This is a genomic window from Enterococcus spodopteracolus (genome assembly GCF_030441955.1).
Classification (GTDB): Bacteria; Bacillota; Bacilli; order Lactobacillales; family Enterococcaceae; genus Enterococcus_B; species Enterococcus_B spodopteracolus.
In genome coordinates, this window is record NZ_JARJHD010000002.1 from 23593 (window position 1) to 39949 (window position 16357).

The 16357-nt window shown below is 34.0% G+C and carries 14 protein-coding genes; 11 read left to right on the top strand and 3 right to left on the bottom strand.

The window, feature by feature from the left end; all coding sequences use genetic code 11:
* Window positions 1–67 precede the first annotated feature (67 nt).
* The gene (locus P3R27_RS03050; protein ID WP_235186299.1) at window positions 68–1075 is read left to right on the top strand and encodes a WxLIP family cell surface protein; all 1008 of its coding nucleotides are present in this window, start codon (window positions 68–70) and stop codon (window positions 1073–1075) included.
* Window positions 1076–1637: 562 nt separating this feature from the next.
* Here the strand turns inward: P3R27_RS03050 and P3R27_RS03055 are convergent.
* Window positions 1638–1787 (bottom strand): hypothetical protein, encoded by a 150-nt coding sequence (locus P3R27_RS03055; protein WP_241234765.1) that lies wholly within the window; start codon window positions 1785–1787, stop codon window positions 1638–1640.
* A gap of 467 nt (window positions 1788–2254) precedes the next feature.
* Between P3R27_RS03055 and P3R27_RS03060 the strand changes: the two genes are divergently transcribed.
* From P3R27_RS03060 to P3R27_RS03075, 4 genes are all read left to right on the top strand, one after another.
* Window positions 2255–2713, top strand: a complete 459-nt coding sequence (locus tag P3R27_RS03060; protein ID WP_241234764.1) for a hypothetical protein — start codon at window positions 2255–2257, stop codon at window positions 2711–2713.
* A gap of 132 nt (window positions 2714–2845) precedes the next feature.
* Window positions 2846–3115: a DNA/RNA non-specific endonuclease gene (locus P3R27_RS03065; RefSeq protein WP_235186297.1), complete on the top strand. Its 270-nt coding sequence runs from the start codon at window positions 2846–2848 to the stop codon at window positions 3113–3115.
* Window positions 3091–3351: a DNA/RNA non-specific endonuclease gene (locus tag P3R27_RS03070; RefSeq protein WP_301355824.1), complete on the top strand. Its 261-nt coding sequence runs from the start codon at window positions 3091–3093 to the stop codon at window positions 3349–3351. The genes P3R27_RS03065 and P3R27_RS03070 overlap by 25 nt, the downstream gene beginning before the upstream one ends.
* Before the next feature lie 69 nt (window positions 3352–3420).
* Window positions 3421–4083 (top strand): DUF2786 domain-containing protein, encoded by a 663-nt coding sequence (locus P3R27_RS03075; RefSeq protein ID WP_126134195.1) that lies wholly within the window; start codon window positions 3421–3423, stop codon window positions 4081–4083.
* Window positions 4084–4625: 542 nt separating this feature from the next.
* On the opposite strand, the gene P3R27_RS03080 is transcribed toward P3R27_RS03075, so the two are convergent.
* Window positions 4626–5816, bottom strand: coding sequence for an AcpB/EbpR/MafR family transcriptional regulator (locus P3R27_RS03080; RefSeq protein WP_318036145.1), 1191 nt, complete (start codon window positions 5814–5816; stop codon window positions 4626–4628).
* Window positions 5804–6127, bottom strand: a complete 324-nt coding sequence (locus P3R27_RS03085) for a hypothetical protein (RefSeq protein WP_301390158.1) — start codon at window positions 6125–6127, stop codon at window positions 5804–5806. Before P3R27_RS03085 ends, P3R27_RS03080 begins: the two co-directional genes overlap by 13 nt.
* A gap of 609 nt (window positions 6128–6736) precedes the next feature.
* On the opposite strand from P3R27_RS03085, the gene P3R27_RS03090 reads away from it, so the two are divergent.
* The 6 genes from P3R27_RS03090 to P3R27_RS03115 all read left to right on the top strand — a co-directional run bounded on the left by P3R27_RS03090 (window position 6737) and on the right by P3R27_RS03115 (window position 16350).
* Window positions 6737–7099: an EF2685/EF0750 family sortase-dependent surface protein gene (locus P3R27_RS03090; protein ID WP_034687771.1), complete on the top strand. Its 363-nt coding sequence runs from the start codon at window positions 6737–6739 to the stop codon at window positions 7097–7099.
* Between the two features lie 4 nt (window positions 7100–7103).
* A complete protein-coding gene (locus tag P3R27_RS03095; RefSeq protein WP_034687769.1) occupies window positions 7104–7946 on the top strand; it encodes a WxL domain-containing protein in 843 nt (280 codons plus the stop codon).
* A 121-nt stretch (window positions 7947–8067) separates the two neighbouring features.
* A complete protein-coding gene (locus P3R27_RS03100; protein ID WP_301357338.1) occupies window positions 8068–9111 on the top strand; it encodes a WxLIP family cell surface protein in 1044 nt (347 codons plus the stop codon).
* Between the two features lie 32 nt (window positions 9112–9143).
* A complete protein-coding gene (locus tag P3R27_RS03105; protein WP_301390159.1) occupies window positions 9144–13304 on the top strand; it encodes a WxL domain-containing protein in 4161 nt (1386 codons plus the stop codon).
* Window positions 13305–13466: 162 nt separating this feature from the next.
* Window positions 13467–13814, top strand: a complete 348-nt coding sequence (locus tag P3R27_RS03110) for a DUF7006 family protein (RefSeq protein ID WP_034687765.1) — start codon at window positions 13467–13469, stop codon at window positions 13812–13814.
* Window positions 13815–14244: 430 nt separating this feature from the next.
* Window positions 14245–16350 carry a WxL domain-containing protein gene (locus tag P3R27_RS03115; RefSeq protein WP_301357341.1) on the top strand — a complete coding sequence of 702 codons (2106 nt, stop codon included), beginning with the start codon at window positions 14245–14247 and terminating at the stop codon, window positions 16348–16350.
* The last annotated feature ends 7 nt before the right edge of the window (window positions 16351–16357 follow it).

A 16357-nucleotide genomic window follows, 5' to 3' on the forward strand; every position in this document is an offset into this window, starting at 1 on the left:
CTATAGGTTTTTGTTCATGATCAAATCGACGGGAAAAACCAAATGAATCGATAAATGAGGTGTAGTGATGCGGAAAATAATTTTAGCCATTTGTTTCATGTTTGCTTTTTGCTTCCCTTTGGTCACCGAGGCAGAGACTGAGAGTGACGTAGGCTTTCATATCAAAGCAATTATTCCACAAAATCAAGTCGATAAAAAATTAACTTACTTTGATTTACAACTAGAACCTGGTCAAAAACAAACGATCAAGTTCCTGATAGAAAATACATCGAATGAAGAGTCAACTTACCAGGTTGGAGTAAACCAAGCCTATACGAATGATCAAGGGTTTATTGATTACACGCAACCAACTGATGAACCAGATATACCAGAAGAATTTCAAATCGACAACATTGCGAAAGTCCCAGAAAGCATCACTTTAGCTGGTGGGAAGTCACAAGAAGTTAGCGTTGACCTCACAATGTCGGAAAAAGATTTTGATGGACAAATCTTGGCAGCCATCCATGTTATGAAAGCAGGTCAAGCGGAACAAGAGGGCCAAATCGTTAACAATTATGGCTATGTCTTAGGATTGAAATTAATGAATAATACGAATGAAGTGCAAAGAAAGCTGGAATTGGAAGGCGTCGAACCAGCCATTTCATTTGGGAAAACAAGTGTGGTAGCAACTTTGAAGAATCCAACGATGGATGCGATTGGTCATTTGAAATATAATGCTGAGGTGAAAGATGCTGCGGGGGATACAGTAAAAGAAGTATCCTATGACAAAGAGATGCAAATGGCACCCTTATCAACGTATCGATTCGCGATCGACTGGGATAATGAACGTTTAGAAGCAGGAGATTATTCCTTGCATTTAGAAGTCGCTGATGCAAAAGACAATGAATGGGCGTTTGACCGCGAGTTTACGATCAGTAAAAATGAAGCGAAAGAAGTGAATAAGGTAGCGATCACTGAAGTTAATCAACAATCAATCCCAACTTGGGTATATGTAGTTGCGGGTGTTTTACTTGGAATAATCATTCTCTTGCTGATTTATTTTCTGTTCATACGTAAGAAGAAAAAAGAAGAATAACCAAAAGGGGTTGTGATCCTTATGTTAACACGAGTCTTAGCATAGGGATCACAATCTCTTTCTGTTAATTAGCGTTTTTTATAGAAATAGTACAGCACACTGATGAAAAAAATCACAGACAGCAGTAGACCAATCTCATAATAAAGAAACACCCGCACAGAGTCATAAAAGTAATACGTCGTGATTTTTACAATAAAGAAAATCACAGGACACGCAGCTAAGAAAATCGAAAAAGTGCGCTTAGTTATTTTAAAGAAATAAAAGAATGCTAGTGCGGCAATGCTAAAAGGAAACCAAAATAAAAATTTACTTAATTGGACCAACATCATTCACTCCTCTATCAACTTTATAACCCAATAATACCATTTTTTTGTTATTTTTAAAAATAATAATAATATCATAACGAAATTTTTTTTTTGGTTAAAATTAAAAAATATGAATTTTTTATTGGGATAAGCTTGTTTTTATTGTTTAGTGATGTATTGATCATGAAGGATATTCTTTTTTTAATAACGCTAAAAAAGATATGAACACATACCTTTGTTATGCATCGACTATTTTTTTAAAATGACATTTCCGAATTAGATTTCAGAAAATGTAGAATCATTTCGGTGATCCATGGGCAGTCTTGTCGACGGAAACTGAACGGTTGATAGCCATTATAACGAGAGATATAATCGTTTTTCCAACCTTTTGTTTTTGTTTGTTTCATTTTGAGTAACTCGATCAATGGTTCTAACGCGTCTTTGTCGAGTTCTTTGCAGTGAGAAGCAATGTAAACAAGGTCTGTTAGGGATAAAACATAGCCTTGTGAAAACCTATTTTCTGTAATATGGGCAGAAATAGGTATGTTAGCACACAAAAAAATAATATAGTGTATCAAGTGACGAACACAATGGATGACATTCGTTTAGGTTTGAAAAATTCATTTAATCGCAAACTTTTATCAATTAATGGCTTGTTAAAATAATTGTCAAATACAATTGATCGAAATTTGTCATTGAGGAAAAAAGAAATCAAGCACCTTTTAGCTGATAAAAAAAAGAGGTACAGGAAAACGATTCACAAGAAGCAGCTCAAACAGAACAGAAGAAGGTTTCAGAGGATCCTAGCGTACCTGAAAATCAATTGCCAACTGCTGAACTTGAAACTCAGCCAACTATAAATACAGCTGAATCATTGAGTGATCACAATAAACAGCATTCGGAAGAACCTACACGCCAGAACGAACCTAAACTATCAGATGAGGGAAATGCTCCGGTAATTGCTGAAGATGCTGAACAATCAACAGCTAAAAATTCTGTGACAGTAGCAGATCAGAAACAAACGGATAAGAAAATGAATAATATCGAGTTACAACAATTGAAACGAATCGAAGATTTAAGCAATCAGTTGGAACATAAAGCGAGTGAGAAAGAAAAAGATACGATTAAAGATTTAACGCAGACACAAACATCAGAATTGATTCGATCAATGGAAGTAGCTGTCGAAGAAAAAAACAAACGAGTTTCCGTTAAAGAGACAGAACTTGAAGTGGGATATATGAAACGTAAGTCAAAATTCATACTCGCAGCATTGTTCAGTTTGTTTGGGTTTACTGCTTCTTTAGTGGACTTATCTGAATTCGATGTTCAGTAGCCTAACTTTTTCGGTGATTGGGCCTATCAGGAAGAAATCTCAGCTGAAGAGGTTGAGAATCTACCTAATTTTGATGGTCAGAATGTTGTTATTCAAGTAAACGGCAATAACCCCAGTTTTACAGCTGAAGAGATGTCAATAGATGCTGGGACCTGGCAAACATTTTCGGATCTCGATTCACTAAATCGTGTCGGTGTCGCAGATGCACTGTTACATCGATCGATGATGCCGACAGAAGAACGAGGGGATATTTCAAACGTATACCCTACTGGTTGGAATCAAAAAAAGCTTGAAAATAATATTTGGCTCTATAATAGAAGCCATTTAATTGGATTTCAGATGACCGGTGAGAATGATAAAATGATAACTGGAAAAACTTGTTTACCGGAACACAACAACTGAACCAGATCCACATGGTTCAATTTGAAAATGAAGTGGCCAACTATTTAAGAAAAACCAATAACCACGTCCGTTATCGGGTCACTCCGATATTCAGAGAGCGAGAATTATTGCCCAGGGCGATTCAAATGGAAGCACGCAGCGTTGAAACCAACGATATTCAATTCAATGTGTTAATCCACAACGTGCAAGATGGTTTATCTATTGATTACAGTACAGGCAAAGCGAGTATAAATTAAGTTGAGAAGGTATTTAATATTTCTGTTTTCGCGATATTAAACTAGAAAATATATAAAAGGTGAAATTATATGGATGAAAAAGCAAAACAAAAAATTGTTAAGTTATTTGCTTTAGCAAATGATGCAAACGATGAGGAATCAATGTCAGCACTAGTAAAAGCACAAGAGTTGATGCTCCAGCACAATATAGATGAAGAAGATGTCTTTAGCTATAAGCAGGAACAAAAAACGGAGGCAGTGATTAATACGATCATATACGAGGGACGTTCTCAAAAATGGCTCTACCGACTTGCTTTGATTATTGCTAAGAACTTTCGAGTTCGTTATTACTATGTATCGGGTCCTCCAATTGAACTTCATTTCGTTGGAATCGAATCAGATGTTCAAATCGCTCAGATTACATTTGAATATGCTCGTGGAAGTGTCAGCTATTGTGCTAGACAATTTTTACAATTACCGGAGATACGTCGGAAATACAAGCGGAAATGGCAGCTGAAGCAAGATTATCTTGAAGGCTATTTACGTGGATTGACTGAAACTTTCAAGAAGCAGGTGCTAACAAACGGCTATGAACTTGCCTTACAAGTACCGAAAGTTATAGAAATCGCAGTTGAAAAGATTGGACTTGTTCCTGGAAAAGACACGTCCCATGATGTAAAAGATAGAGAAGCATTTTACTCCGGATATGCAGATGGGGTCCGCTTTACTGACAAAGAGAGACTAACTGTTTGAAGATATTCAAACAAAGTATCAAAGTAACTGCCATGGAAAATATGATTGAGAGGAATAAAAAATAATAATGGAATGTATGAGGTCAGAAACTTAATAGTTTTTGATCCTTTTTTTATTCTTCACTTCATAGCACTTTCAGTGGCTCAATTAATTAGGTCAGAAAGACATATTCTCTTGAGTCCAACAGAGTATACCTTATTGGGCCTTTTGTAGATTCTTGGTATACTTGGATTGATATTTTTCTTTTAAAATAACGAAATAATTTGTTGTTAAATGGCAAAATTTTCTAAAAAACTTCTACTATTATTTGATTTATAAGTAATAGTAGAAGTTCTTTTTATTTAGCTTAATAGTTCTTGTGATAATTGTTTAAAAATTAAATACCGATCATATGCTTTAAAAACAAAAAAAGATTGAATACGGAAAATATAGTGGATAGTGCAATCATGAAAAATAAGAAAAAGATTAAGCTAATGTTTAACAAAGAAGATTGGATTTAAATATTGAATGTGGAGACAGAACTAATTAAGTGTTTCTACTATTCAAAAATCGATTAAGGACAAATCCTTTCCTAGGTCAGGAGCTAAAATTCTAAATAATTCTTTCCAATTTGAAGTTGTAGGTACAGGCTCCAATATTATAGTAGGACTTTTAATATCAAATTGTTCTAGATATTCAAAATAATTAGTTACAACAATATCAAATTGATGAGTATCAAAATATGATGAATTTAATTCAGTGATATCTGGAAAGTTAAGATTATGATGATTATAAAAATACTTATAAATGCGGGTCTGTATACTGTTCACAATAAATTGATTTCCTTCAAGTAAGAGTAGAATATTCTTTTTAGATAAAGAATTCTTATTATTTACAGAATCTATAAATAATGTCATGTCTGCACTTATACTATCTACTTGTTCATGATTTAAATGTAGAAAATTAGTAAGTTCTTCACTGATAAATTCATGACATATATCATATATATTAGGGTGAATTTTTTTTATATGATAAGGAAAAGAATCAAAATTTTTAACTAAAATAGGAGAAACAGTATATTTTAGAAATAAACTTGTAAAAAAAGAATTAAAAAAAATAATTGTTCTTTTTTTTCTTTCGCCTCTAATTTCAAATCGGTGTATAAGTTCTTCAGCTAAATAGATAGTTTCTGGCCAATAACTAAAATGCTTAATAAAATTTTCTTCAGCTTCCAAAGATTCAATCGATCTGCGACTAATTAAAAGTATATACATATAAGTCCGTTCTTCATCGGTTAATTCGACGTTATAAAAAATTTTAATCATTTCTTTTACATGTGATAAGTTTATTAATTTCATGTGTTTGAGTAATTGATTTTTCAAAAAAAGTTTATCTTTGGAAAATACAATAATATTGTTTCCTTTAATGAACCGTTCCAAGGTGATGAATATTATATAGTTAAAATCAAAAAATGAGATTTTTGAATATTCTTGAAAAAAGTGTTCTTTTCTCAAACTCATTGCAATTTCTTGAGCTTCAATAGAAGGTATCACAGTATGCGATGTTATATCTGATTGATAAAAAAAATCATGGAAAAAATGACGTATATTGATTTCATCTCCAATAATATCAACTTTTGTTGTAGTTATATACAATTCATACTTGGATAGTGTTGGCCTAATTTTATTAATATATCTAGCAAGAGAGGTACGAGTTATATGAAGTTTTTCGCTCCATTCATTTAATGAATAGATTTCATTAAAAAAATGCTTTCAATTATTTTAAATAAAGGTTCTTCCTTACTTAGGTATCTTTTTAGTTCTAGATATTTTTGTTTATTTATGATAGTAAAGCTATATCCGGTATTTGAGGAATCTAATGCAATGCTGTTTTCAAAATAATCTTTTATTTCTTTGATATCGCCTAAAATTGTTCTGTAGGAAGCACCAGTAACTTCAGTCAATTCCGCTGTACTACATACAGAAAATTGTTGGAATTGTTCTAAAATCTGTACTATACGAATAAGTTGTTTGTCAATGATAAAATTGAATTGAAATTGATTCACTATATATGCCCCCCCGTTAAAGATTAATTTAATGTTAGATAGATGATTAAATCAGTATAGATTATTTATTACTTTAAAACAAATTATTACTAAATATGAGTCTAAAAACCTAAATTGTTCTCTTCGGTATACAGCACTAGTAATTTGCTGAAATGTAAAAAATTTATTTACGCTTATTTTATTTTTTTTTTTTGAGCAGTAGTTAATGGGGATACAGTATATGTAATGATAATAAATACACAAAAAAGCCGTGAGAAATTGACAAATGTCTAGCTTTATAGCAGTACTATTAATATTTTTCATATATAAGTAAGATACTATATCTAGTCACTATTAGAAATGTATTTTAATTAATTGAGTACTTTATTGTTCTTAATGAAACGAACATCAAAAAAATAAAAATGTAAATTTATTCTTTTTCTCTTATTTTCGATTGTATACGTTAACATTTGTTATATATTTTCACTTATTTATGAAAAATAAAGTTAAAAAATTGCATAAAGCTACGCAATTTTTGTTATGCAGAGAAAATAATTCGTTGTTAAACTACTTCTGTAGTCTACAGAGTACAGATTTTTAAAAATCTAAGTTGAATTTTGGAGGAGGGAAATGAAACACACACACATTTTGTTCCTTATCGTATTACTGATTATCATACATCCGTTAAATCTAGTCGCTGCTCAAGAAGTATATCAAGTCCAAACAGGAGGAACAATTGGTTTTACTGGCGTATATGAAACAAAAGGAATTCCAGATCCAGCACCCGAAGTTGAGATAAAACCAATCTTCCCTAAAGAAATCGCTCAACCACCATTAGAAGTGAGAAAGAGCGAGCAGAAAAGATTACCACAAACATACGAGAGCCAGATGAGTACTTGGAAAATGTTGGGAATTCTGATCACCTTAGTAACACTTGGTTTTTGGTTTTGTAATCACAAAAAGAAAAAAACAAATAAAGAAAGTAGGATTTAAATACATGAAATTCGTTAGATTAGCAACTATTGCTGCGTTAAGCTCTACCATTTTTGCCGGAGGTATCACGGCTGTCGCAGACGACACAACTGAAGAAACATCAAAAGAAGTACGTAATATAACAACCGATGGAACGATTGAATTTACACCAAATGAAGAGGAAGAACTAGTCGTTGTTCCACCAGAAATAGATCCAGATGTAGAGATTGACCCTGAAGAACCAGCAACAACTGGACCTTTATCGATCATGAAAGCTGTCACGATGAATTTCGGTTCACAAGTCATCTCGAATCAAGATCAAACCTACAACATGATTGCAGAAAAACAACAAAAAAGGGGAACAACTGGTGAAGAAAACAAAGTTCCATATGTCAGTTTTGCACAAGTACAAGATGTCCGTGGAACGAATGCTGGTTGGGATTTACAAGTACGCATGACAGACTTTAAAGCAACCAATGCAACGGTAAACGACACATTGCTTGGTGCGGAGATTTCATTGTTAGACCCAAAAATCCAGTATGAAGGAAATACACCTAAGAATGCGCCAGAATTCAATGCACCATCTACGAATACAGACGGAGTCAATTATTTGAAATTGATGCCAAATGCTTCTGCTGTATCAGTTATGAAAGCAGAAAAAGATAAAGGAGCAGGTGTCTCTTCCGTCGTTTGGGGCAATCAAGAAAACTTAAATACGCAAGAGGCCGATCCAGAGACAGATGTAGTCACAAACAATGCGATTCAATTATTTATTCCGGGTTCTACAGCCAAAAATGCGGCACAATACAAATCAACATTAACTTGGGAGTTATCCAATACACCTGATAGTAGCGGTGTAGAAGAATAATCAGAAGAAAATGGTGAAGCATAATCCAGATTTGGAATCGATAGAAAGTAAGTTGTCTTATATTAATGGAGTAGCGTTACAATTTTGTAGCGCTACTCTCTTTAAAGGAAGGGGTAGACGAATGAAACAAGCAAATACATATCGAAAAAATAAAATCCAACAAGTAGGTGTAGTACTCCTTATGGTGTTCTTTAGTTTTTTGGCATCGATGCGCGTGAGCGCAGAAGAGGGAACATTGAATTTTTATGTAACACCGAAATTCTCGGACAACCAAAAGTCAGGCAACGAAGGTTACTTTCAGTTAACCCTGGCACCGGATGCGACAGAAAAGCTAACGTTGAAACTACAAAACGCAAACGCAGAAGCTAAGAAAATCCAAATCACCCCACATACTGCTTATACTAACGTGATGGGGGTCGTAGAATACGGACAAGATGCGAAAAAAGCAGACCCTACACTCAAGCATTCGCTGGTTGAGTTGGTTGAACAACCAGAAATTATTGAGCTTGGTGGCAATGAAACAAAGACCGTTACGCTTGATCTGAACATGCCTAAAGAAGCCTTTGAAGGTTTCTTAGCGGGTGGTTTACGGATCGAAGAAGTCAAAGAAGACACAACAGAAGAGACGAGTAACGAAGAAGGAGTCGCCATCCAAAATGAGTTTGCGTATATCATCGGTGTGGTGGTGAGTAACAGTCAAGAGACCGTGCAACCTGATTTAGAGTTGTTGGATGTTTTTGCCGATCAACTCAACTATCGCAATGTCATCAGTGCCAATCTACAAAACTTCACCCCGACATTTATCAATCGTTTGGAAATCGAAGCAACGGTTCAAAAAGTGGGCGAAGAAGAAATTTTATACCAAGTCAGTCAAGAACAGATGCAAATGGCGCCAAACTCCAATTTCAATTTTCCGATTTCCTTAGATGGGGATCGCTTTCGTAATGGTGACTACGTATTGAAAATGACGGCACGTTCAGGAGAAGAGGAATGGCAATGGGAACGGAATTTTACGATCGATGCAGATGAAGCGCGTGCATTGAATCGAGCGGATGTGATGCTCGATACGAGCATCAATTGGTGGATGATTGGCTCAATCATATTACTTGTTTTACTGCTGGGGATCATTCTTTATCTATCTAGGCATAACAGAAAAAAAGAGTAAGCGAATAAGAGGAATGAAAAGGAGTGAATACAATGTCCTCAAGTTTAAGAAAATCAATATATTTTGTAGTGATGATAATTCTAATGATTCAAACAGTATTTATACCGTTAGGAATGGTCTATGCAGAAACAATGATGGAAACAAAGGAACAGGAACAACAAGTAGAATCTCCACCTATTGAGAATGATTTAGAAGATCAGATAAGTTCACCAATCTTTTTCTTTACCCAATCACAAATGCAAGGAAAGGTAAATGAACCAATACAAGTAGATATTTTTTCAAATCAAAAAGTATATGAAATTAGAATCAAATTACCACCAAAAGGGAAAATTGATACAAATAATTTGTTGGATAGTTTGGAAATTAAAAAAACTTCAGATGAAAATATTTGGTTAATTCGATCAGAACTTGCGCAAGATCAATTTACTTTACCCATTTTATTCGAAGAATCTGGAGTATTTGAGGTATCTATTGGTGAAGAAAAAATGACTATAGAAATAACTGAGGATGAGAATATACTAATCAAACCTGATACAGATAATAAAGAAAATGAAATATCAGAATCTTTTGAAGAAAGTTCGACAAACATTCCCAAAGATACGGAAGAAAAAAATTTAACAAAAAATACCAATGAATTTATTGAGTATAATGATATAAAAACTGAATACGTAGAGATTTCTAATTGGAACCAATTAGTTCAAGCTATTGAAGACAATTCAGTGAAAAAAATAAAATTGATGAGAGACATATTTACTTTTAGTAACGATAATTTTAAGCAAAGAACAGAAAATCTAGAAATAGATGGTAATGGATATACCTTGTATTTGGAAGGAAACAGCTTATTGCTAGGCGATCCTCCGAGAGATACAGAAAAAATATTACATTTAAATAACATAAATATTTTATTTTCCGCTATTAATAAGGATTTTATAAGAGGAAACGATTCAGTAGCTGGTGGACGATGGCGGATTCTAATTGAAGACACCATAATTTCTGGATCACGTAGGGCTGTAGACGCCAGAAGATCTGAAGTTATCATAAGAGGAAATACAAACATAAGGACCAGTAGATCAAATTTTGCATTAGGAAGTTTTGTTGTTGAAGAAAACAGTACGTATACGAGCATAGTATTTAATAGTCCCAGAGCTGCTGTATGGTATCCAAGGAATGTTTTTGGCGCTGCTGTCACAGGAAAAAATTCTGAGTTTTTAGTAAAAAAAGGTGCTACTGTAAATTTTTATCGAGAGAATAACAAGAATGCGAATCAGCCAGCTGTCTTTCGTCACTTTCAAAACTATATAATTGAGGAAAAAGCAAAAGTAAATTACTTTTATCAAAATCAAGAGGGTGGTGTAGCGCCGCTAGGAGATCAAAGTGCCTCAAATAATCGACCACAGAACTACACTGTAAAAGATAATGGTGAACTCAATATTTATACATCAAACCAAATGGGAATTCAATTTAGTAGAAAGGGTACTAGTTTACGAACAGAACAAGGTGCAAAAATGAAAGTATTGTTGGTTAATCAGGATAATAATATTATCCCAGAACTTCCTTCTTCTCCTGGTGAAAGTATTGAGGATGGACCTTATGAACCTGATGATGAAGATGAACCTGATACTGAATTAAATGCTATTATTAGCTTAAAAGGTGCAGACACTAAATTTTCAATAATAAACCCTCGAAACGTAGAGATTAGAAGTAATGCCGCTACCGATTTATTCTTTCTAGCAACGAGAGCTGAGGTAAGTATTCTCGATTCATATATAAGTGTTTGGCAAAACAGAGAATCTCTTTGGGAACAACCGAATCTTGTAAGTTCAACTAGTCGAGGATTTGGTCAGATTGGAAAAAACATTATGAATTTTAGTGACCCTAGATTTGATATCACCAATGAAAACTATAAACGAATAAGTATAGCTGGAAGTAAAGAATATCCTGATGAAAAATCAGTCATAAATATTTTTTATCTAGATCAAAATGGAAATACTGTATTTCCTAAAGAACAAATAGAAGGATATATCGATATACCTATAAAAATAGAAAGTGCTATTCCAGATGGAATAATTAGCCAATCGAATTATTCCATTCAAGATATTTTGACAGAAAATGGATTTTATGATGAAGAAACGTATGAATTTACTCCTCTCGATATAAATGCAAGTTTAACGTTTATGTTTGAAACACAAAAGGGCGGAAATATCACTATACGGTACACTGATGGAGAAGGTAAAAAATTATTGGACGATGATATAATTGAGGGAAACTTGAATGAACCGTATACTACTAACCCAAAAGAAATAGAAGGTTATGTTTTAAAAGACAAACCGGTAAATTCGACAGGGATTTTTAAAGAATATGAACAAATGGTGACGTACATTTATGAACAGCAACAATACTCCTTATCTTTCGAAGCTATACCGAGTGAAGGAGGGAATCCCTCAGCAGAAAAAACGACCATGCTTGAAGGAGAAAACACGTTGTTAAAAGCGAATCCGAATGAAAAATATCAATTTGAAAAATGGGAAGTGATCGGCTCAGGTAGTTTAGTATCAGATAAACAAAATCCAAATACACAATTTACTATGGGATCCGAAAACACAAAAATACGTGCGGTATATAATGAAAAAAAATTGGACGTAGAAACTAAAACTCAAGATATTATTTTAGGAAGTGATACAAAAGATATTGATTTAAAAAAATTCATAAAGTCAGTTTCTGAATCACCTAAAGGTCATGTTGTTGAAGATTTTCATGTTGAATTGATTGATGAGTTTGATCTTCAAAGTGTAGGTAAAAAAACAACAACTATCAAAGTAACTACTGATCACCTTTCAAAAGATGTAGTTGTCTCTTATAACATCATTTGGGGGCATAGTATTGGCTTTAAGGCAACTCAGGGGAATGAAACTAAATTAAACGAGTTTACTAGTTCACTCAGTTTATTAACTGGAGAAAAACCACAGCTAATTCCGACCTTTGGAGAACAGAGCTTACGAACACAACGTGTGGGAACACGCCCTCATATTAATATTTATAGAAACTCAGAGGAACATAGTTTATTATCTCATGCTCTGAGGTTAATAACATTTACAGATTCTATAAATAAGATGATTAATGAATGGAATGAGAATTTGACCGATGTATCATTGAATTATGGAGATGTTACTAAAATTAATACAAGTACAATTAATAATCCGGTAACTAATGAATTAGGAAATAATGTGTTTGTTTCTCGAAATAATGACATGCGTCTAGAGACGCAAGGGTACCCGTTTGCGTATTATATGTTGACTAGAAATGGCTATCATCTATTGCGTGTGAATCAATTAACTACACGAAATGATATAGTTGTTCCATTTGGTGCATCAAAAGAAGAAATGTCTCAAATAGCATCGACTTTTTTCTCATACCATGAAGAATTTACGGAATTAGAAAAAGAACAGTTTAGTTTTGAATTTGTGAGATTTGATAATACACATAGTTCAAATACAGATAAAGAGGGAGTTATTGCAGTAACACAAACAATTGAAGGAGAAGGTGCGTTTACTGTTAATTATGATGTTGTATTCGAAGTAGATTCCCCTTCACCTATTGCTCCGTTAGATCCATTGAATCCGGAAGTAGAAGTGAATCCAGAAAGTAAGCCTGACCCACTAGAAAATCAGGATCTATTGAGTATTGATTTCGTTTCTTCCTTTAAATTTGGTTCACAAGCTATTTCAGCTTATGATAAAACTTATCATGCACAACTACAACGGTTATTGAATGAGGATGGAACGGTAAACGAAATGGAAGAACGACCAAACTATATTCAGATCAGTGATCGTCGACTAGAATCTGAACGTAATGGTTGGGAATTAGCCGTGACACAAAAAGAACAATTTAAAAGTAAAGAACAACAATTGCTTAATGGTGCCAGTTTAATTTTTTCAAATCAACAACTCATTACTGCTCAAGGTGGAACAGCACCTAGACTACAATCTGTTACCTGTGAGTTAATACCAGGTAATCGTTTTACTTTGTTAAAAGCACAAGGTGATGAAGGAATAGGTACCTGGATTTATCGTTTTGGTGATGCCGATACAGCAAAAGAGAGTGTTACTCTCAACGTTCCCAAAGGGGCAAATCCAGAGGCGATAAGTTATTCGACAACGTTGATATGGGAATTGAGTTCAGTTCCTGACAATTAGAAAATAGTTCAATTTATTCTCTCATTCTATGACCTTAGACTCTCTAATAAATCGGACTTTCCTAAAAAATGAAAATATAAAAATAGATGAATTACTATGGTTAAATTAATAAGTAGAAAAATTTTTCTATTTAATCCCATCAATTTGAAAGGAGCATACAATATGGAAACACCTCTAACGAAGAATAATTATATGAGTCAGTTTCAAGAAAACATGCAAAGAGATAAAAGAGACATTGAAGAACTAGATGACTATTTGATACAACAGTTCGAGCAACTTGATCAATTGATAAATACAATTTCATCAGATAATTTTTTCTTAAAGCTTCCTATAATTCTAGGAATTGATGCAAAATTAACACTAATTACAGAGTTAATTCAATTTGATCAATTAAAAATAAAAGAGATTCTGCGAATAGTTGAAACAGACTATTCTACGTACTTCAAGGAAATTTGTGAGCTTGATTTAAGTGCAAAGAACAAATATTCGATGGTATATAATATATTATAAAAAATTTACTTATAAAATAAAGTGTGCAGAAAATCACAGTAAATAATAAATTGGCTGAGAGTTTGGGGCAATTAAACAAACTTAAACGGAGGATGCAGCTGACTTAGCAACAAACTATGTCATTCAATTATTTATTTCTGACTCTACAGAGACAGATGTAATACAGGGCATATTAACACTGACTTTGGCATTATAGATGTAGTGAGTGATAAAGATGATGCGACACTAGATAGAAATGGTGAAATATAGTTTTTACGAGATTATAGAAATGCATAACGTTTATAGCGTTACTTTAGTATGTGTCCGTTGATTCAAGCATGAATTGGTGACTGATTGTCTTAATCATTTTACGTGAAATTATTTTTTATCTCCTCATCTATAAAAGAAAACAAAAGCAAACGGATAAAGGTGATGAGAAGGAGTGAATGCAATGCTCTTAAGATTAAGAAGACTAATGCTTTTTTTAGGAACGATAGTTCTATTTATTCAAATAGTATTCATACCAACAAGTATGTTCTCTGCAGAGATAACGATAGACACAGACGAACATGAACAACAAGTAGAAATACCACACGAAAGAAACTCTTTAGAAAATTTGGCTGATGCTCCTCACCTTTTCTTTACTCAATCTCAATTGAAAGGAGCGGTAAATGAACCGATAAAGGTGAATATTTTTTCTGATCATGAAGTTTCAGAGGTGCGAATCATCTTACCCGAAGAAGCAATAATCATCAGAGAGCAGTTACCAGAAGGAACTTCAGTTGTACAAGGAGAGCAGCCTCATGAATGGTTGATTCAGTCAGAACAGGCTAAAAATACGTTTGCCCTTTCGTTGGAGTTTGACATGATTGGAAACTACGAACTATCGGTTGAAGAAACCACAGTTCATCTTGAAATCAGTGAATGTGAAGAAAGCGGTGACAATAATTCAAGCAGTACAGACATAGATCAGACGTTAAATACTGATATAAAAAACGAACGTAATGTGACTAATCTTTTAATAAATCCAAATTTTGTATTCAATAGAGGAGTGGAGACAACTATCCCTCACTGGGAATTAGCATCATCTACAACGCCGGTTGATGCCCTTTCCAGAAACTTGACTATTTCTCAAGCAACAACTGCAGCAGGTTGGAATAGATTAAGTGACTCTACTTTTCAAATAGGATCACATGCGGCATTGCAAGTTGAACGTCTAAGCGGAACTAGAACTTTAATGGCTAGTCAAACAATTCAAACTGTTCAAGGTCATACGTATGATGTACAAGTAAATGCAAGAAGAATTTCAGCTACAGGGAATTTAGCTATAACTGCTTATAATGGTAATGGGGTAATAGCTGGACCTAATGCATTAAACAGTGCATCGTACTTTTTAAGTTCAAATTACCAAATTTACAGAATGAGATTCACGGCAACTTCTGATCAGACTACGATTGGCTTTCGATTGGATGGACTAAACACAGCTATTACCCAGACTAGAGTAACTCCAGTTCAATATGCATTAAAATTGGAATCACTCCCATCCGTTGGTGGTAATACACAAGCCGATATGGATTTATTGAGTCAAGGGCAAAGTACCAAAATTGGAGCAACGGCTAACTATGGTTATCGGTTTGTCGGTTGGCAGGTGAATACTGGCACGAATGTAGTAATTGATGACCCAAGTGCAACCAATACGACAATTGCTATGGGAAATTCTGATGTTACTCTTCAAGCTTTATTTGAAAAAGAGGGAAGAGTTTTTGTTAATCATATTGATTCTGTGGGAAATAGGTTAGCAGATTCGAAAGAACTCCGGGGAGTTATTGGCGAAAGCTATGAAACAAGCGCATTGGAAATAGAAAAGTATAAATTAATTGAGAAACCAACGAATGCTCAAGGGATTTTTACTGAAGAGAATATAAATGTAACGTATATTTATGATGTTTCTCAAGTTAGTCCTGTTGATCCATTAGAACCAGATATCTATGTCGATCCAGAAAATAAACCAGAACTGCCAGAAGATCAAGGTTTATTAAGTATTGATTTTGTTTCTCAATTTAACTTTGAGACGCAAAAAATATCTGTTAGTGATCAAATTTATTATGCACAACCGCAACGATTATTAAATGTAGATGGAGCAGTAAGCGACAGCGAGGAACGACCAAATTTTGTGCAGATTAGTGATCGTCGTTCCGTCAATGAACGTAATGGTTGGCAGTTATCGGTTACTCAGTACGAGCAATTCCGTAACGAAAGTGGACAGGAATTAACCGGATCTGAAATTCAGTTATTCAATCAAGAACTAGTGACTGCACAAGGTGGAACTACACCTGAACTACAGGAAGAATCCATGCAAAGAATTTTACCAAATACAAGAAAAGTACTTATACAAGCAAAAGGAGAATCTGGGACAGGGACATGGATCTATCGTTTTGGGGATCAAAATACAGCAGATAAAAGTGTGGGTCTCTTTGTACCTAAAGGAACAAATCCAGAAGCAACTAATTATTCGACCAAGTTGACGTGGGAATTAAGTGCAGTTCCTGACAATTAAAAAATAG